The organism is Pedobacter frigiditerrae (assembly GCF_004331645.1).
Classification (GTDB): domain Bacteria; phylum Bacteroidota; class Bacteroidia; order Sphingobacteriales; family Sphingobacteriaceae; genus Pedobacter; species Pedobacter frigiditerrae.
Window position 1 is genome coordinate 589026 of record NZ_SJSK01000003.1, and the last position, 17502, is coordinate 606527.

Below are 17502 nucleotides of genomic sequence, written 5' to 3' on the forward strand. Positions count from 1 at the left end.
CAGATTGAAACGGCATCCTTTTTAGCTGTCACCCTGAGCTTGTCGAAGGACAGCTAAAAAGATAGAGGGTAAAGCTGGACAGTACCGTCAAAAAGACTTACTGAAATTGCTTTTCAAATGACACTTTTATCTGACCAAACATCTTCCTTTTTACCTCTTCCATTTTACCTATAAAAACCTATCTTTGCACAAAGATGAAGCACATACGTAATTTTTGCATAATTGCACATATAGACCACGGCAAAAGCACTTTAGCCGATAGGTTACTAGAATATACAGCGACGATTTCTCAACGCGAAAGTCAAGCTCAATTGCTTGATAATATGGATTTGGAGCGTGAACGTGGTATCACGATTAAAAGTCATGCCATACAAATGAATTTCAAAATTGATGGCCAGGAGTACAATTTTAACTTAATTGACACTCCAGGACACGTTGATTTTAGTTACGAAGTATCTCGTTCTATTGCTGCTTGCGAAGGCGCATTGCTGATTGTAGATGCATCGCAAGGCATACAAGCCCAAACAATTTCTAACCTTTATTTGGCATTGGAACACGATTTAGAAATCATTCCGATTTTAAATAAAATGGATTTACCTGGTGCAATGCCAGAAGAAGTAAAAGACCAAATTATTGATCTGATTGGCTGTAAAAGAGAAGAAATTATTCCTGCATCTGGGAAAACCGGAATGGGAATTCCAGAGATTTTGCAAGCAATTGTAGATAGAGTTCCAGCTCCAGTTGGCGACCCAGATGCTCCATTACAAGCTTTGATTTTTGATAGCGTATTTAACTCTTTTAGAGGAATTATAGCTTATTATAAAGTTGTTAACGGCGAAATCAAAAAAGGTGATAAAGTAAAATTCATTAATACGGGTAAAGAATATTTAGCTGATGAGGTTGGTATTTTGAAACTGGATATGTCGCCAAGAGCATCGGTAAAAACTGGCGATGTTGGTTACATCATTTCTGGAATTAAAGAAGCTCGGGAAGTAAAAGTTGGTGATACGATTACAAATGTTGCTAGACCATCTTTAGAAGCCATTCAAGGATTTGAGGAAGTAAAACCAATGGTATTTGCAGGTATTTACCCTGTTGATACTGATGAGTTTGAAGAGCTCAGAGAGGCAATGCACAAATTGCAATTGAACGATGCTTCAATCGTTTTTGAACCAGAAAGTTCTGCAGCTTTAGGCTTCGGTTTCCGTTGCGGTTTCTTAGGAATGCTTCATATGGAGATTATCCAAGAGCGTTTGGAGCGTGAATTTGATATGACGGTGATTACTACGGTTCCCAACGTATCTTACATTGCACATACAACCAAAGGCGATGAATTTTTCGTAAATAATCCATCTGATTTGCCTGACCCAAGTAAATTAGACTCCGTTGAAGAACCATTTATCAAAGCAAATATCATTACTAAAGCTGATTTCGTTGGACCGGTAATGTCACTTTGTATTCAAAAAAGAGGAACAATTGTAAATCAATCATATTTAACATCAGATAGAGTTGAATTGGTTTTCGAAATTCCAATGGGAGAAATTGTATTTGATTTTTATGATAAATTAAAAACCATATCAAAAGGATATGCTTCATTCGATTACCATCAAATTGGTTACCGCAAATCTGATTTGGTACGTTTAGATATGTTAATAAACGATGAACCAGTTGATGCTTTATCTTCATTAATTCATCGCAGTAATGCTTACGATTTTGGTAAAAAAATCTGCGAGAAGTTAAGAGAATTAATTCCTCGTCAGCAATTTGAGATTAAAATACAAGCTTCAATTGGTGCTAAAGTTATTGCTCGTGAAACTTTGAGTGCTTTACGTAAAGATGTAACTGCTAAATGTTATGGTGGTGATATTTCTCGTAAACGTAAGCTACTGGAGAAACAGAAAAAAGGTAAAAAACGTATGCGCCAGGTAGGAAACGTAGAAATTCCACAGAGTGCGTTTATGGCAGTTTTAAAATTAGATTAAACAAGATTTGAGACATTAGATATGAGATTTGAGACCTAGTTTCCAATCTCACATCTCACATCTCACATCTCACATCCAAATATCAATGCAACTACTAGACGGCAAATTCGCATCAGAAAAGATTAAAACAGAAATAGCAGCAGAAGCAGCAGATTTTTTAGCACAAAGTGGACGTAAGCCACACTTGGTTGCCATATTGGTTGGTAATGATGGTGGTAGCGAGACTTATGTAGCTAGTAAGATGAAAAACTGTGAGAAAGTTGGTTTTAAATCTTCACTATTTAGATATGATAACTCAGTTACTGAAGCTGAATTGTTAGCTAAAATTGAAGAAATTAATAAAGACGCTGATGTTGATGGTTTAATTGTTCAGTTGCCATTACCAAAACACATTGACCCAGAAAAAGTTACTGAAACTATTGATTATCGTAAAGATGTAGATGGGTTTCACCCTGTTAACTTGGGCAGAATGATGCGTAACTTACCTTGTTTTATTCCTGCAACTCCTTATGGTATTTTATTAATGTTAAAAGCTTACAATATCGATACAACAGGAAAACACTGTGTTGTAGTTGGTAGAAGTAACATTGTAGGCAGTCCGATGAGTATTTTAATGGCTCGTAATGCGAACCCAGGAAATTGTACGGTCACACTTACGCATAGTAAAACCCATAACTTAAAAGAAATCATTTTGCAGGGTGACATCGTTGTGGCTGCAATTGGCAGAAAGAATTTCGTAACTGCAGATATGGTTAAAACTGGTGCAATTATCATTGATGTAGGCATTAACAGAGAAACTTCAACAGAGACAAAATCTGGCTTTAAATTATATGGCGATGTAGATTTTGACAATGTAGCTCCAAAATCTTCTTGGATTACTCCTGTTCCAGGTGGAGTAGGTTTAATGACCATTGTTGGTTTATTGAAGAATACATTGGCATCAGCAAAGGGCGAAATATACGCTTAGGATAAAAGACCATAATCCTTATTTTCAAAATATAAATCTTATTATTTGGAATTGTTCACTTTGTTCTGGATTACAAACGATTAAGAAAACAACTTCTTTATCCAACTTTGCTTTAATCCAACATACAATCCGTCTTCTCTCAACTCTGTTGGATAGATATCAATATAATCTCCTTGCCCGAATGTTCCTCTCCCGGTAATCAAGTTATATTCATACCTGTGTATCGGACAAACGATATTACCTTCCTTGCACCAACCCCCACTTAAAATCCCTCCGGCATGCGGGCAAGTATTTTGCACAGCTGAAAACTTTCCCTTATGCTTTATTATACAAATTTTCTTTCCATCGGCTTTTGCCATTTCTACAAAATCTTCTCTTTCAGTTTCCTGTTTTGACAAAACCTTTACCCAAATCATCTTTTCTACTTTTTTGAATGTGTATATTTGCGCTCTAATTTACGAAATGGCACACAATATACCAGAAGATGGCACATTACTTCCTTTAATGGAAGAATTTTATACGATACAGGGAGAAGGATATAATACAGGGAAAGCGGCTTATTTTATTCGTTTAGGAGGATGTGACGTTGGTTGCCATTGGTGTGATGTAAAAGAAAGCTGGGATGCTGAATTACATCCGCTTACACTTTCTGATGATATTGTTGAAAAAGCTGATACCTTCCCGGGTAAGGCTGTAGTTGTAACTGGCGGAGAACCTTTAATCTATAACTTAGACTATCTAACTAAAAAGCTTCAGGACAAGGGGATTTTAACTTTTATAGAAACTTCTGGTGCCTATCCTCTTTCAGGTTCTTGGGATTGGATCTGTCTTTCTCCGAAGAAATTTAAAGCTCCTAGACCAGATATTACTCCCTTTGCTAATGAACTAAAAGTGATTGTTTTTAATAAAAGTGATTTTGAATGGGCAGAGAAATATGCCGAAAGCGTTTCACCTACTTGTAAACTATATTTACAACCAGAATGGTCAAAATCTAAAGAAATGACACCATTAATAGTTGAATATGTAATGGCAAATCCGAAATGGGAAATATCACTACAAACCCATAAATTCCTCAACATTCCATAATATTCGATATTTTATTTACATTAGTCATAACCAAATCCCCATGGCTAAATGAAAAAATATTTAATATTTTTCTTTTGTTTAAACACTTTATCGGTAATTGCCCAAAATTCACTTAACAAAAAGGCGCAAGAGAGTTTTGAGGATGCTCAACAATATTTGAGACAGAATATTTATGAAGACGGCATTAAACATCTAAATGAAGCTATTAAAGCCGACCCTAAATTCCAATTAGCTTATATTCAACTAGGTGACCTTTATAGAAGGTTAAAAAACCATACCAAAGCAAAAGAGAACTATAGAAATGCAATTAACGCTGCACCGAACATAGAGACTAGGGTTTATTATGTTTTAGGGGAAAGTGAACTCTTAACTGGCGATTATAGTCAAGCCAAAATTAGTTTCTTATTGTTTCAGCAAAAATATGCAGGGAATGATAAAGATTACATTAACAGAACTAAAAAGTATATTTTAGATTGCAGTTTTGCTATAATAGCAATTAAATCTCCAACCAAATATGAGCCTATTAATATGGGTTTTTATGTTAATAGCAGCGATAGAGATTATTTTCCAGCGCTAACAGCAGATGGACAAACTATTATTTTTACGAGAGTTGTAAAAGGCAATGAAGATTTCTTCATCAGTACAAAAAAAGATAATGAATGGCAAAAAGCTATTCCATTAAGTAATAAAATTAATACTCCTAACTTTAATGAAGGAGCTCAATCGATATCTCCAGATGGAAAATATCTTTTTTTTACTGGTTGTAATCGCCCTGATGGCTTAGGCAGATGTGATATTTATGTTTCTAGAAAAGAAGGAAATGACTGGGGAAAAGCGATTAATTTAGGGAAAGTCATTAATTCAGAACACTGGGAATCTCAACCTTCGATAAGTCCTGATGGAAGTACGCTTTATTTTGTGAGCAACAGACCTGGAGGAATTGGTGGGTATGATATTTGGAAGAGTACACTTACAGATGAGGGTAAATGGACTGATCCAGTAAACCTAGGCCCGAAAGTAAATACACCTTACGATGAGAATACTCCATTTATCCATGCGGATGGAAAAACGCTTTATTTTTCATCAAATGGATGGCCTGGCTTTGGAGATAAAGACATTTTTTATAGTCGCATTGCGGATGATGGTCAATTTTCTACTCCAATAAATTTAGGTTACCCTATTAATACTTTTAATGAAGAAATTGGTTTAATAGTTACTGCCGATGGTACAGAAGGATTATTTTCATCAAATATAAAAGATGGTGGATTTGGCGACTTAGATATTTATCATTTTATATTGCCCGAAAAAGTAAAACCTTTACCTATAACTTATGTAAAGGGAATTGTTAGAGACAAAGAGACTAAAGCTTTATTAGAAGCAAACGTTTTAGTGATAGATTTAAAAACTAACAATGCAGTATTTAATGACTATACATCAAAAGAAACTGGGGATTTTTTAGCTGTTATGTCAATTGGAAGTGAATATTCTTTTAATATTGAAGCAGAAGGTTATTTATTTAACTCTCAAAATTTTCAACTTACAAAGGTAAATACCAACAAACCCTACATATTAGAGATATTATTAGACAAAATAAAAGTTGGAAATACTGTTACCTTATACAATATCTTCTTTGACACCAATAAGTATGACTTACTTCCTACTTCTAAAGTTGAATTAAGTATTTTAATAGAATTGCTTACTGGTAACCCAACTATGTCTATTGAAATTCAAGGTCATACAGATGATGTAGGTGATTTAAAATTAAACGAAGTACTTTCTGAAAACAGGGCAAAAGCTGTTTATGATTTCTTGGTAAATAATGGAATTGATAAAAAAAGACTTTCTTATAAAGGTTATGGAAAGACAAAACCACGGTCTAGTAATGCTACAGAAGAAGGCAGAAAGCAAAATAGAAGAACAGAATTTATCATAACGAAAATATAATGGAACAAAATTTCAAAAATCATAGCAGATACGTAAAAGGATATCACTTTTTATTATCCTTTTTAATACTTACCGGAACTATTGGTGCAATCTTTAATTTTTATCATTCTTGGAGTAATGCGAATCATTATAATTCTGCACTACTTTTAATCTTATTTCTGATAGCAATAATTCTATTTTGGTATGTGAGACAGTTTCCGCTTAAAGCTCAAGACAGAGCTATTTTTGCTCAAGAGAACTTAAGATATTTTACCCTTTCTGGAAAATTATTGCCTAAAGAGCTTAGGGGAAGCCAAATAATTGCATTACGTTTTGCATCAGATGATGAGTTTGTAATGCTTGTTGATAAAGCAGTTACTGAAGAACTATCAGCAAGAGAAATTAAGTCATCAATTAAAAATTGGAGAGAGGATCGTTACCGGATGTAATTTATGATTTTAATTTTTGACCTTTTTTAACATAAATTTCTGAACCCTCTGCTAGCACTACTGAATTTGGATTTATGTTACCTAAGAAAGCAAAGTCCTTTCCATAATTTCTTTCAAAATCAACATCAATTTTATAACTAATTATAGGATAGGTTTCCCACCTTGGATGACCAACTCCATATTCTGAAGTAGTTTTTTCATTAATCTGGGTATAGCCCCAATAATGTTCTGTTATAAAATCAGCTTCACTATTTAATGGTATAGGCTCACTTTTATTTGAGGCAGAAACTGAAAATTTATTCCAGTTTTTTAATTTCCAAGAATATTCAATATCTAATTGATTTCCATTATTTTGCCAAGAATGCTTCATTGGCAGAGTTCTATAATTTTCTTTATAAACTGTATTGGCAATTAAGGTAATAGCTGGTTTGGGTACTATTTCACTTATAAAAACCACTCCTCTTTTCCAATCTCCATTTTCCTTGTATTTCACATAAAATCTTAGATTAACTTCTTCAAAATTACCATGAAATGGAATACTAATACCCTTTAAGCGAGTATTCATAAACATAAACCCAACAACACTAACATAAAATTTACCTTGCCAATCGTCTAACTCAGTAAATGGAGGTAAGTATTTTAGCAAGATTTCTTTATCAACTGCATAATTAATTAAAATTAATTTTCGCCATTCTGCAGTTAAAAATATATTATTTCCAATCACAATTAAAGGATTGCTTGTCTAACCCTTATCAATTTAACCAATAAATCCTCAAGCAATGCTAAATTTAGCATATTTGCACCGTCAGATTTTGCATTTGCTGGGTCAGGATGAGTTTCAATAAATAACCCATCAGCACCTACAGCAATGGCTGCTTTAGCAATCGTAGTAATTAATTCAGGTTTTCCTCCAGTTACACCACTACTTTGATTAGGTTGTTGTAACGAATGCGTACAATCCATTACTACTGGAACGCCAAAACTTTGCATTTCTGGTAAACCACGGTAATCAACTATTAAATCCTGATAACCAAATGTATTTCCTCTATCAGTAAGAATAACTCTATTATTTCCTGAATCTTTGATTTTGTCTACAGCAAATTTCATCGAACCTGCGGATAAAAATTGTCCTTTTTTAACATTAACAACTTTTCCAGTTTCTGCAGCTGCAATTAATAGATCTGTTTGTCGGCATAAAAATGCAGGAATTTGTAAAACATCAACATAAGCTGCTGCCATTGCTGCTTCTCCACTTTCATGGATATCAGTAACGGTGGGTACGTCAAATGTTTTTCCAATTTTCTCAAGAATTTTTAATGCCTTTTCATCACCAATTCCTGTAAAAGAACTTCCTTTGCTCCTATTCGCTTTACGATAAGAACCTTTAAAAATAAATGGGATATTAAGTTTATCAGTAAGTTCAACAATTTTTTCAGCAATTCGAAGTGCAATATCCTCGCCTTCTATGGCACAAGGGCCAGCCATTAAAAAGAAATTATTAGAATTTTGGTGTTTTAATTTATCTAGTTGTAGCATTTTTTGAGATGTGAGATGTGAGATGTGAGATGTGAGATGTGAGATATTGAGTTTGTTCTCAAATCTAGCTTCTCATATCTCACATCTATTGTTAGTTTCCTAATTCGGACATGAATTTAATCCGCATTAATTGTATTTCTTCGCGAGTATAGTCGCTTTCTCCTAAATCATTTAAAGCTTCATCTATTGAATCATTATCAGCAGACCTGAAATAGTCAAAAACTTCATCCTGCCTGTCTTCATCAATTACTTCATCAACAAAATAACCTAAATTAAGTTTAGTTCCAGAATTTACAATTGCTTCTACTTCTTTTAAAATATCAAAATAAGTAATTCCTTTAGAACGAGCAATGTCTTCTAAACCAATCTGTCTATCAATATTTTGAATGATAGAGACTTTTAATGCTGATTTATTTGCTTGAGTTTTGATTACTAAATCAATTGGTCGTTCAATGTCATTGTCCTCTACATATTTTTTTATGAGTTCAAGGAATGAACTACCAAATTTCAAAGCCTTACCGTGTCCAACGCCAGAAATTTGTTTCAATTCATCCATGCTAATTGGATAATGAGTACACATTTCCTCTAGAGATGGGTCTTGGAAAACTACAAAAGGAGGTACGTTTTTTTGCTTAGCAATTTTCTTGCGTAAATCTTTTAATAAGCCTAATAGTTGAGTATCTAAGGCTCCAGTTCCATGTTTTACATCATCTTCATCATCATCAGCTGCGCTTTCTATAAGCTCATTTAAAATGAATTTTAAGCTATAAGGATTTTCAATAAAGTCTTTACCAATTTTAGTTAGGTGTAACAAACCATAACTATCTATATCTTTTGCAACAAAATTATTAAGTACGGCTTGTCTTATTAAGGATTTCCAAAGAATTTCTCCATCTTCCTTTCCTACTCCAAACTCAGGTAATTTATTTTGCTCATAGGCAATTGTCTGTGCTGTTTCACTTCCCATAAAAATGTTAAGTAAATGATTATCATCAAACTTTTCGCCAGTAGATTCAATTAGCTTTAAAAAAGTCGTTAAATGTTTTTCCGCTTCAAATAATTGCTTTGGTTTTTTGCAATTATCGCACATACAATTACAGCCAGTTTCATTAAAATTCTCACCGAAATAATGTAAGATTTGTTTTCTTCGGCAAACGCCTGATTCAGCATAATCAATTACTTCTTTAAGAATTTGAGTACCAATTTCACGTTCAGAAACTGGCTTATCTTTCATAAATTTAGCTAGTTTATCTACATCTTTCTGAGCATAAAAGGCTAAACAAACACCCTCACCACCATCTCTACCTGCTCTACCAGTTTCCTGGTAATAGCCCTCCATACTTTTTGGAATATCATGATGAATTACAAATCTCACATCTGGTTTATCTATCCCCATGCCAAAAGCAATTGTAGCCACAATTACCTCAGCATCCTCCATTAAAAATTTATCTTGAGTTTCTGCCCTAACTTTTGGTTCTAGACCTGCATGATAAGGCAAAGCTTTAATCCCGTTTAAATTTAAACTTTCTGCAACCTCCTCTACCTTTTTTCTGCTCAAACAATAAATAATACCTGATTTACCTGTATTATATTTAATGTATCTTATGATTTCCTTAATTACATCTCGTTTAGGGCGGATTTCATAAAATAAGTTTGGCCTATTAAATGACGATTTAAACAGAGTTGCATCAGTCATTTGAAGATTTTTAACTATATCTTGCTGTACTTTTGGAGTAGCGGTTGCTGTTAAAGCAATAATAGGGATTTCTTCTCCCAAACCAGTTATTACTTGTCTAATCTTTCTATATTCTGGTCTAAAATCATGCCCCCATTCAGATATACAATGTGCCTCGTCAACCGCAACAAAAGAAATTTTAAGCAATCTTAAAAAATCTATATTCTCCTGTTTAGCTAAAGATTCTGGTGCAACATATAATAATTTAGTTTGTCCATTAAGCAAATCAGATTTAACTTGGGTAATTTCTGTTTTGTTTAATGATGAATTAAGAAAATGAGCAATACTATCACTTCCACCAAATGCCCTAAGTTGGTCAACTTGGTTTTTCATTAATGCAATTAAAGGCGAAATAACAATTGCTGTTCCTTCGCTCATCAAAGCAGGAAGTTGATAACAGATAGATTTACCACCACCAGTGGGCATAATCACAAACGTATTTTTTCCCTCAAGTATATTGGTTATGATAGGCTCTTGGTCTCCCTTAAAGTTATCAAAACCAAAGAAAGTTTGTAAGTTATCAAACAACGACTTTTTCACGTCCATTTTTTGTATCAAATATTCTGAGCTATTATTGTTCAAAATAACATAATTTTGCAGTAATTAAAGCATCAATATACTAATAAATTCTCTTTGAAAAGTAAAAAATCTATTATCGAAAGCGCCACAACCACGCTAAAGTTAGAATCTGAAGCAATTTTAAACCTTTTGCAATACATTAACGATGATTTTGTTGAGATTGTATCTGCAATTTTAGCCTGTAAGGGAAGGGTTATTGTAACAGGGATAGGTAAAAGTGCAATCATCGCACAAAAAATTGTTGCCACGTTTAATTCAACCGGTACGCCAGCAATTTTTATGCATGCCGCAGATGCGGTTCATGGTGATTTAGGTATGATACAAAGGGACGATATCGTTATGTGTCTTTCCAAAAGCGGGAATACACCTGAAATAAAATTGTTAGCCCCTTTATTAAAACAATCAGGTAATTTATTAATCGGTATGTTAGGTTCGACAGACTCAGATCTAGCAAAACAAGCAGATTTTATTTTAAACACTAGCGTAGAAAAAGAGGCTTGTCCGCATAATTTAGCACCAACAACTAGTACAACAGCTCAATTAGCCATGGGCGATGCTTTAGCCGTTTGCCTATTGGAAGCTAGAGAATTTAATACAAATGACTTTGCAAGATTTCATCCTGGTGGTTCTTTAGGTAAAAGATTGTATCTAAAGACTGGTGATTTAGCTGTAAAAAATGAAAAACCAAGTATCAGTCCAGATGCATCTGTTAAGGATGTAATTATAGAAATTAGCAAAAACCGTTTAGGTGCAGTTGTTGTTATAGCCAATGAAAAGATAATGGGGATAATTACAGATGGGGATATTAGAAGAATGCTTGAAAATTACACCAATATCGAAGATATTAAGGCATCAGATTTAATGAGTACTAATCCGAAAAGAATAGACAAAGATGAATTAGCTTTATTGGCTTTAGAAATAATTAAGAAAAATAATATTACGCAACTTTTAGTGACCAAGAACGAGGAATATTTTGGAATAATTCACTTACATGATCTTTTGCAGGAAGGTATTATATAAATAAATTTATATTTGCGATAAATGAATAAAAATAATTACGCATTAATTATGGCTGGCGGTATTGGAAGCCGTTTTTGGCCTGTAAGCAGAACAGAACACCCTAAGCAATTTATTGATTTTTTTGGCATCGGGAAAACCTTAATTCAAAGCACTTACGATAGATTTTTACAAATTTGCCCAGCAGAAAATATTTTTATCGTTACAAATGATTTGTATGTAGATTTAATTAAAAAGCAAATCCCTTCAATTAGTGACAACCAAATTTTAGCAGAACCAATAATGCGCAATACTGCTCCTTGTATTGCTTATGGTTCAATGAAAATTGCAAAACTAAATCCTAATGCAGTTATAGTCGTTGCCCCATCAGACCATACTATTGCAAACCCAGAAGGTTTTGTAGATGCCATTAATCAATCTATTGATGCCGCTGCTAAAAACAAATGTCTAGTTACATTAGGGATAAAGCCAAATAGACCAGATACAGGTTATGGCTACATTCAATATGCAGATGAAGTTTTACCAACAGATGAGGTAATCCACAAGGTTAAAACATTTACAGAGAAACCAAATCTAGAATTAGCTCAATCTTTTATTCAGAGTGGTGATTTTCTTTGGAATGCAGGTATTTTTATTTGGTCTGCAAAAGCGATTAATAAAGCTTTTGAAAAACATTTACCAGATATGCATGAGATTTTTCAACAGGGAAATTCTTTTTATAACACAAATAACGAGTTGAAATTTATAGCTAATGCATACCTACAATGCACAAACATTTCAATTGATTTTGGCATAATGGAAAAAGCTGATAACGTTTATGTTTTACCAGCAGATTTTGGATGGTCTGACTTAGGAACTTGGGCTTCTATTTATGAAATGGCAGAAAAAGATTACGTAGGAAACGCTGTAATACCTTCAGACCAAGTCATGATGTTCGATTCGTCAAATTGTATGGTTAATGTGCCAAGCAAAAAATTGGTTATACTTCAAAATTTACACAATTACATTGTTGTAGAATCTAACAATACCCTACTAATTTGCCCACGCTCAGAGGAACAGAACATTAAAAACGTGGTTGCAGATGTGAAGGCTAAATTTGGAAACAAATTTATTTAAAAGAAGTGAGAGGCTAGATATGAGATGTGAGACATTTCTAACTTCTCAATACTATTGACGCTGCCTTACTGCTTCGTATAAAATTACCCCCGCAGAAACAGAAACGTTTAAAGATTCAATTTTACCTGCCATTGGTATTTTTGCTAAATGATTGGCAACACGTAATAAATCGTTAGAAATTCCTTCATCTTCAGAACCCATTACAATTGCTGTTGGCATTGTATAATCTGGAGCATAAATTAAATCGCTAGTTTTTTCGGTACAGGCAACAATTTGCAAGCCGCTATCTTGAAGAAACAAGCAGATTTTGCGCAAATTATCATGTCTACAAATTGGAATGCTAAATAAAGCACCAGCTGAAGTTTTTATAGCGTCAGCATTAATTTGAGCTGCATTTTTTAGAGGAACAACAATGGCGTGAACACCTACACAAGCAGCTGTTCTAGCAATTGCGCCCATGTTACGCACATCTGTAATGCTATCTAAAATTAAAATCAATGGTGTCTCCCCTTTTTCGAACACAGTAGGAATAATGTCTTCAATGTTTTGATAGGTGATGGGAGAAATTACAGCAATAACTCCTTGATGATTTTTCTGAGTCATCCTATTCAATTTCTCAATTGGAACAGAACTTAACGGAATTAAGGTTCCGTGGAGTAAAGTTTTTAGTTCCGTAAATAAATCACCAGCTAAACCACGTTGTAAATAAATTGTTTCTATATCTCGCCCTGCTTTTATTGCTTCAATTACAGCTCTTATCCCAAAAACAAATTCATTATTTTCTTTTACGCGTTGTGGTCTTCTAAAATTATCCATACTTTTTAATCTGTTACAAAAGTAACAAATAGATATGAGATACTAGATGTGAGATATGAGACATATAATTTAAAAAAATCACAATTTAAAAACATTTCTTATCAACACCAACTGTGTCAACTTGTTAACAAACAACTTAAAACTTGTTAAAACAAACCGTTTAACTTTTAACTACTTTTGTTAAATGATTACCGATAACGAACAACAGGGACAAGGAAAATTTTCAGCTTCAGCACGTAAAAGTAGATTATCCACTTCTATGAATACCATGGGTAAAATTCCACCTCAAGCTATTGACTTGGAAGAAGCTGTATTGGGTGCACTAATGCTGGAAAAAGATGCACTTTCTACCGTTATCGATATCTTAAAGCCTGAAGTTTTCTATGCTGAAGCACACAAAAAGATATTTGAGGCTATTCAAACCTTGTTTCAGAAATCTAAACCGGTAGATATTTTAACTGTAACTTCAGAGATGCGGACACAGGGTGTTTTAGAAATGGTTGGTGGTGCTTACTATATCACAAACTTAACTAACCGTGTTGCATCTGCGGCTAACATAGAATACCATGCTCGTATTATTTCTCAAAAATATATTCAACGTGAGTTGATAAGAATTTCTACCGAAATAATTACCAATGCTTACGAAGATACTACCGATATTTTCGATTTATTAGACCACGCCGAGAAAAATTTATTTGATATCGCCCAAAATAACTTGCGTAGAGATACTCAAAAAATGGACGAGATTATTAAACAATCTTTAGCTACACTTGAAGAATTACGCACAAAAACTGATGGTTTAACTGGAGTTCCATCTGGTTTTACCGATTTAGATAGAATTACTGGTGGTTGGCAAAAATCAGACTTGGTTATCATTGCAGCGAGACCAGCGATGGGTAAAACGGCTTTCGTACTTACTTGCGCAAGGAATGCAGCAGTTGACTTTAAAAGGCCTGTAGTTGTATTCTCTTTAGAGATGTCTTCTGTACAGTTGGTTAATCGTTTAATTTCAGGAGAAACCGAGATTGAGCAAGAAAAAATTAGAAAAGGTAATTTGGCAGAATGGGAATGGCAACAACTGCATAGTAAAATTGGAACTTTAACAGAAGCCCCACTCCTAATTGATGATACACCAGCACTTAATATTTTCGAATTTAGAGCAAAATGCCGTAGGTTAAAAGCTCAATATGATATCCAATTAATCATTATCGATTATTTGCAATTAATGCATGGTAAAGGAGAAGGACAAAGTGGTGGTGGTAATCGTGAGCAAGAAATTGGCAGTATTTCTAGGGCATTAAAATCGGTGGCAAAGGAATTAGACGTTCCTGTATTGGCACTTTCGCAGTTAAGTCGTGCAGTAGAAAGTAGACCAGGGCCTAATGGTAAACGACCAATGCTTTCAGATTTACGTGAATCTGGCTCTATTGAGCAAGATGCGGATATGGTTCTGTTTTTATATAGACCAGAATATTATGGCTTAACTGAAGATGAGAATGGTCGTTCCATGGCTGGTGTTGGTGAGGTAATTATTGCTAAACACAGAAATGGTGAAACAGGTATTGTTCCACTTCGCTTTATTGGTAAGTACGTTAAATTTGCTGATTTGGAAGATAATTTTGCGCCTCAGAATAGTTTTTCTTCTGAAAGTCAGATGATGCCTTCTCAAAACTTTGATAAACCATCTGGAAATGTAATCATTAGACCATCTAAAATGGATGACTTTAATGATGATGGAGCTCCTTTTTAAGATTTTAAGAAAAATAACCTTAGAACAGGTTACTTAGTCAGTCCTTCTTTTCAATCAGCCTTATATAACAAAGTTTAATCTTTTGGCTAGGCCTGTTTATACAAAATACCCTAAAACTATCCCTGCTAAAATAATATAAGGCGGACTAACCTTAGTGAAATTTAGCGTTAAGAAGGTTCCTAAAATCAATGTTATTGGAAACCATTCAAATCCAATCGGCTTTGCTAATAGAATAAACGCGGCGATAATAAAGCCAACACTTACCGCATTTATACCAGACAGCGATTTTTTTATTCTTGTTATTTTCTTCAAGTCATCCCAAAAAGGAACAATAAATAGCACCAAAATAAGACCAGGTAAATTGATACCTAAAACAGCTAAGCCTCCACCAAAAATTTGCCCAACAACCCCATAACCACCCTGTTTCATACTCAGAGCCCCCAAATAACTTGAAAATGAAAATGTAGGGCCAGGCAAAATTTGTTGTAAAGCAAAACCAGAAATAAAATCAGATTGTAAGAGGTAATGCTTCATCTCTACAAATTCTGTAAACATAAGTGGCACTAAAACTTGCCCTCCACCAAAAACAAAAATCCCGTTACGGTAAAAATTTTCAAATAACCTAATAGGCAAACTGAAAGGTGAGGTTCTATTAATAATCGCTCCTAACATTGCCATTACTAATAAAACGCCGATAAAATAAGATAGCTTTCGAGGATTAATGTTTGCAAATAATCTAACTCGTATTTGAGCTTCATCTGATGGTGTACCAATAGCGGAAGAAACCATCCCCCCCACTAAAATTGCAATTGGAAATACATAGGCATTCTTTAAAACTAAAGTTGCTATAACAGCACCAAAAGCAAGAAACATAGAGATTTCATTAACTAGAACTTTTCTACCTAACTTAAAAGCACCATAAGCTACAATTCCCAAGGTAATTGGATGTATATACTTTAAAATCTCTTGAAACTTTTCTTTTTGGTCTAACATTGCATAGCTAATTGCCGCCAAAGTCATTATTGCTGCAGATGGAATAATCCAGATTAAAAACGTAATAATCGCCAATTTTAATCCGCCTACCTTGTAACCAATACCAACCAATGTTTGTGTAGAAGCCGGGCCAGGTAAAACTTGCGCTAATGCATTAAGTTCCAGTAATTCTTCTTCTGAAATAAAATGATTGCTTTTTACAAAGTATCTTAACAACAGAGAAATATGTGCCTGTGCTCCTCCAAAAGCAGTGAAAGTAAAAAATATTACATTTCTAATAAACAAGAGTTGTCTTTTCGCCATATCATTAAGCCCCTTTAGGGGTTTGGGGCTTAGTCATCTTCATAATCTAAACCAGCTGCAGAATTATATGCTCCCTGTAATTCTGAAAGCGCATGCGTATCTCTTTTAGCTCTCGCACTTGCCATTCCTTTTTGGTAAATATCAATTGCTTTATCTTTTTCACCAGTTTTTTCATACAACTTACCAAGGTGATAATAAGTACCCACATAAGTTGGATGGTAATTTACCAGTTTTAAATAATAGGCAAATGCATTATCTGTGTCATTTAACGAATTGTATTCTGTAGCCAAAGCATATAAAATAAAGCTATCGTTAGGTTCGTTCTCAAAAAACTCTAATAACTTAGTCAATCGTGTATTTTGCATTTTAAATCCCTGCTTTTTTAATTAGATTTGCACAAAGACAATTTAAGAAAATCATCGTCGTATTAATATTGCTGATGTTGGTTTTCACAACTTTAATCAAATATATACTTATGAAAATATTAGTTTGTATTAGTAATGTACCAGACACAACGACAAAAATAACTTTTACTAACGATAATACACAATTCAACACGGCAGGTGTACAATTTATTGTAAACCCATACGACGAGATTGCATTATCAAGAGCTATTGAACTTTGTGAAGGTGGTAAAGGAACAGTAACTGTTATTAATGTTGGAGAAGTTGCAACAGAACCTACCATTAGAAAAGCCCTTGCCATTGGAGCTGATGATGCAGTTAGGGTTAATGCGGCACCTCGAGATGCTTATTTTACTGCTTATCAAATTGCAGAATATGCCAAAGCAAATGATTTTGACGCCATATTATGTGGAAGGGAATCAATAGATTATAATGGCTCTCAAGTTGCTGCCATGATTGGCGAATTTTTAGATATTCCTTCTATTTCAATTATTAAAAAATTAGACTTTGATGGAACTACTGCAACTATTGAAAGAGAAATTGAAGGGGGAAAAGAAGTTGTTTCTGTAACAGGAAAGTTTGTAGCGAGCTGTGCTGAAGGAACTGCAGAAGCGAAAATCCCAAATATGAGAGGAATTATGTCTGCAAGAACTAAACCTTTAACTGTTTTAGAAGCAGTTGCTATCGAAGAATTAGGTAAAGTAACAAAATTCGAAACACCAGCCCCTCGTGGCGCTGTTAAATTAATTCCTGCTGAAAGTGCAGAAGATTTAATAAGTTTATTGCATAGCGAAGCAAAAGTAATATAAGGTAGAGTTGTAAAGATGAGAAGTTGTTTGTCATCTT

At 34.1% G+C, this 17502-nt stretch carries 16 protein-coding genes; 9 read left to right on the forward strand and 7 right to left on the reverse strand.

Going from position 1 to position 17502, the window contains the following annotated elements:
* The first annotated feature begins 194 nt into the window (after positions 1–194).
* Positions 195–1982, forward strand: a complete 1788-nt coding sequence (gene lepA, locus EZ428_RS14110; protein ID WP_131553810.1) for a translation elongation factor 4 — start codon at positions 195–197, stop codon at positions 1980–1982.
* A gap of 85 nt (positions 1983–2067) precedes the next feature.
* The gene (locus EZ428_RS14115) at positions 2068–2949 is read left to right on the forward strand and encodes a bifunctional 5,10-methylenetetrahydrofolate dehydrogenase/5,10-methenyltetrahydrofolate cyclohydrolase (protein ID WP_131553811.1); all 882 of its coding nucleotides are present in this window, start codon (positions 2068–2070) and stop codon (positions 2947–2949) included.
* An 80-nt stretch (positions 2950–3029) separates the two neighbouring features.
* Here the strand turns inward: EZ428_RS14115 and EZ428_RS14120 are convergent, their stop codons facing one another.
* Positions 3030–3365: a Rieske (2Fe-2S) protein gene (locus EZ428_RS14120; protein ID WP_131553812.1), complete on the reverse strand. Its 336-nt coding sequence runs from the start codon at positions 3363–3365 to the stop codon at positions 3030–3032.
* 46 nt (positions 3366–3411) lie between these two features.
* Between EZ428_RS14120 and EZ428_RS14125 the strand changes: the two genes are divergently transcribed.
* The 3 genes from EZ428_RS14125 to EZ428_RS14135 are packed head-to-tail and all read left to right on the forward strand — an operon-like array spanning position 3412 to position 6407.
* Entirely contained in the window at positions 3412–4035 is a 624-nt protein-coding gene (locus EZ428_RS14125) for a 7-carboxy-7-deazaguanine synthase QueE (RefSeq protein WP_131553813.1), read from the forward strand.
* A gap of 48 nt (positions 4036–4083) precedes the next feature.
* On the forward strand, positions 4084–5979 hold the full coding sequence (locus tag EZ428_RS14130) for an OmpA family protein (RefSeq protein WP_131553814.1): 1896 nt from the start codon (positions 4084–4086) through the stop codon (positions 5977–5979).
* Complete coding sequence (locus EZ428_RS14135; RefSeq protein ID WP_225871065.1) at positions 5979–6407, forward strand: DUF6526 family protein; 429 nt, start codon at positions 5979–5981, stop codon at positions 6405–6407. Before EZ428_RS14130 ends, EZ428_RS14135 begins: the two co-directional genes overlap by 1 nt.
* A 1-nt stretch (position 6408) precedes the next feature.
* Here EZ428_RS14135 and EZ428_RS14140 read toward each other — a convergent pair whose 3' ends face one another.
* The 3 genes from EZ428_RS14140 to recQ form a co-directional block, all read right to left on the reverse strand.
* Positions 6409–7131 (reverse strand): YqjF family protein, encoded by a 723-nt coding sequence (locus tag EZ428_RS14140; protein WP_131553816.1) that lies wholly within the window; start codon positions 7129–7131, stop codon positions 6409–6411.
* A 2-nt stretch (positions 7132–7133) separates the two neighbouring features.
* A complete protein-coding gene (kdsA, locus tag EZ428_RS14145; RefSeq protein WP_131553817.1) occupies positions 7134–7943 on the reverse strand; it encodes a 3-deoxy-8-phosphooctulonate synthase in 810 nt (269 codons plus the stop codon).
* Between the two features lie 91 nt (positions 7944–8034).
* The gene (gene recQ / locus EZ428_RS14150) at positions 8035–10224 is read right to left on the reverse strand and encodes a DNA helicase RecQ (protein WP_131553818.1); all 2190 of its coding nucleotides are present in this window, start codon (positions 10222–10224) and stop codon (positions 8035–8037) included.
* Positions 10225–10311: 87 nt separating this feature from the next.
* Here recQ and EZ428_RS14155 point away from each other — a divergent pair, with 87 nt between their 5' ends.
* Together EZ428_RS14155 and EZ428_RS14160 are read left to right on the forward strand one after the other, a co-directional pair.
* Entirely contained in the window at positions 10312–11277 is a 966-nt protein-coding gene (locus EZ428_RS14155; protein ID WP_131553819.1) for a KpsF/GutQ family sugar-phosphate isomerase, read from the forward strand.
* A 21-nt stretch (positions 11278–11298) separates the two neighbouring features.
* Positions 11299–12390 carry a mannose-1-phosphate guanylyltransferase gene (locus tag EZ428_RS14160; RefSeq protein WP_131553820.1) on the forward strand — a complete coding sequence of 364 codons (1092 nt, stop codon included), beginning with the start codon at positions 11299–11301 and terminating at the stop codon, positions 12388–12390.
* Positions 12391–12441: 51 nt separating this feature from the next.
* On the opposite strand, the gene rlmB is transcribed toward EZ428_RS14160, so the two are convergent.
* Positions 12442–13206 (reverse strand): 23S rRNA (guanosine(2251)-2'-O)-methyltransferase RlmB, encoded by a 765-nt coding sequence (gene rlmB / locus EZ428_RS14165; RefSeq protein ID WP_131553821.1) that lies wholly within the window; start codon positions 13204–13206, stop codon positions 12442–12444.
* 184 nt (positions 13207–13390) lie between these two features.
* Here rlmB and dnaB point away from each other — a divergent pair, with 184 nt between their 5' ends.
* Positions 13391–14956: a replicative DNA helicase gene (gene dnaB, locus EZ428_RS14170; protein ID WP_131553822.1), complete on the forward strand. Its 1566-nt coding sequence runs from the start codon at positions 13391–13393 to the stop codon at positions 14954–14956.
* Positions 14957–15052: 96 nt separating this feature from the next.
* On the opposite strand, the gene chrA is transcribed toward dnaB, so the two are convergent.
* Positions 15053–16252, reverse strand: coding sequence for a chromate efflux transporter (gene chrA / locus EZ428_RS14175; protein ID WP_131553823.1), 1200 nt, complete (start codon positions 16250–16252; stop codon positions 15053–15055).
* A 29-nt stretch (positions 16253–16281) separates the two neighbouring features.
* Positions 16282–16617, reverse strand: a complete 336-nt coding sequence (locus EZ428_RS14180; protein WP_131553824.1) for a tetratricopeptide repeat protein — start codon at positions 16615–16617, stop codon at positions 16282–16284.
* Between the two features lie 110 nt (positions 16618–16727).
* Here EZ428_RS14180 and EZ428_RS14185 point away from each other — a divergent pair, with 110 nt between their 5' ends.
* Positions 16728–17465, forward strand: a complete 738-nt coding sequence (locus EZ428_RS14185) for an electron transfer flavoprotein subunit beta/FixA family protein (RefSeq protein ID WP_131553825.1) — start codon at positions 16728–16730, stop codon at positions 17463–17465.
* Positions 17466–17502: the final 37 nt, after the last annotated feature.

Bases quoted from the DNA above. Each gene is read 5' to 3' on its own strand.
- EZ428_RS14120 (WP_131553812.1), bottom strand. From the start codon at position 3,365: ATGATTTGGGTAAAGGTTTTGTCAAAACAGGAAACTGAAAGAGAAGAT.
- rlmB (WP_131553821.1), bottom strand. From the start codon at position 13,206: ATGGATAATTTTAGAAGACCACAACGCGTAAAAGAAAATAATGAATTT.
- chrA (WP_131553823.1), bottom strand. From the start codon at position 16,252: ATGGCGAAAAGACAACTCTTGTTTATTAGAAATGTAATATTTTTTACT.
- EZ428_RS14125 (WP_131553813.1), top strand. From the start codon at position 3,412: ATGGCACACAATATACCAGAAGATGGCACATTACTTCCTTTAATGGAA.
- lepA (WP_131553810.1), top strand. From the start codon at position 195: ATGAAGCACATACGTAATTTTTGCATAATTGCACATATAGACCACGGC.
- EZ428_RS14180 (WP_131553824.1), bottom strand. From the start codon at position 16,617: ATGCAAAATACACGATTGACTAAGTTATTAGAGTTTTTTGAGAACGAA.
- EZ428_RS14130 (WP_131553814.1), top strand. From the start codon at position 4,084: ATGAAAAAATATTTAATATTTTTCTTTTGTTTAAACACTTTATCGGTA.
- EZ428_RS14115 (WP_131553811.1), top strand. From the start codon at position 2,068: ATGCAACTACTAGACGGCAAATTCGCATCAGAAAAGATTAAAACAGAA.
- EZ428_RS14185 (WP_131553825.1), top strand. From the start codon at position 16,728: ATGAAAATATTAGTTTGTATTAGTAATGTACCAGACACAACGACAAAA.
- EZ428_RS14160 (WP_131553820.1), top strand. From the start codon at position 11,299: ATGAATAAAAATAATTACGCATTAATTATGGCTGGCGGTATTGGAAGC.
- kdsA (WP_131553817.1), bottom strand. From the start codon at position 7,943: ATGCTACAACTAGATAAATTAAAACACCAAAATTCTAATAATTTCTTT.
- EZ428_RS14135 (WP_225871065.1), top strand. From the start codon at position 5,979: ATGGAACAAAATTTCAAAAATCATAGCAGATACGTAAAAGGATATCAC.
- recQ (WP_131553818.1), bottom strand. From the start codon at position 10,224: ATGGACGTGAAAAAGTCGTTGTTTGATAACTTACAAACTTTCTTTGGT.
- dnaB (WP_131553822.1), top strand. From the start codon at position 13,391: ATGATTACCGATAACGAACAACAGGGACAAGGAAAATTTTCAGCTTCA.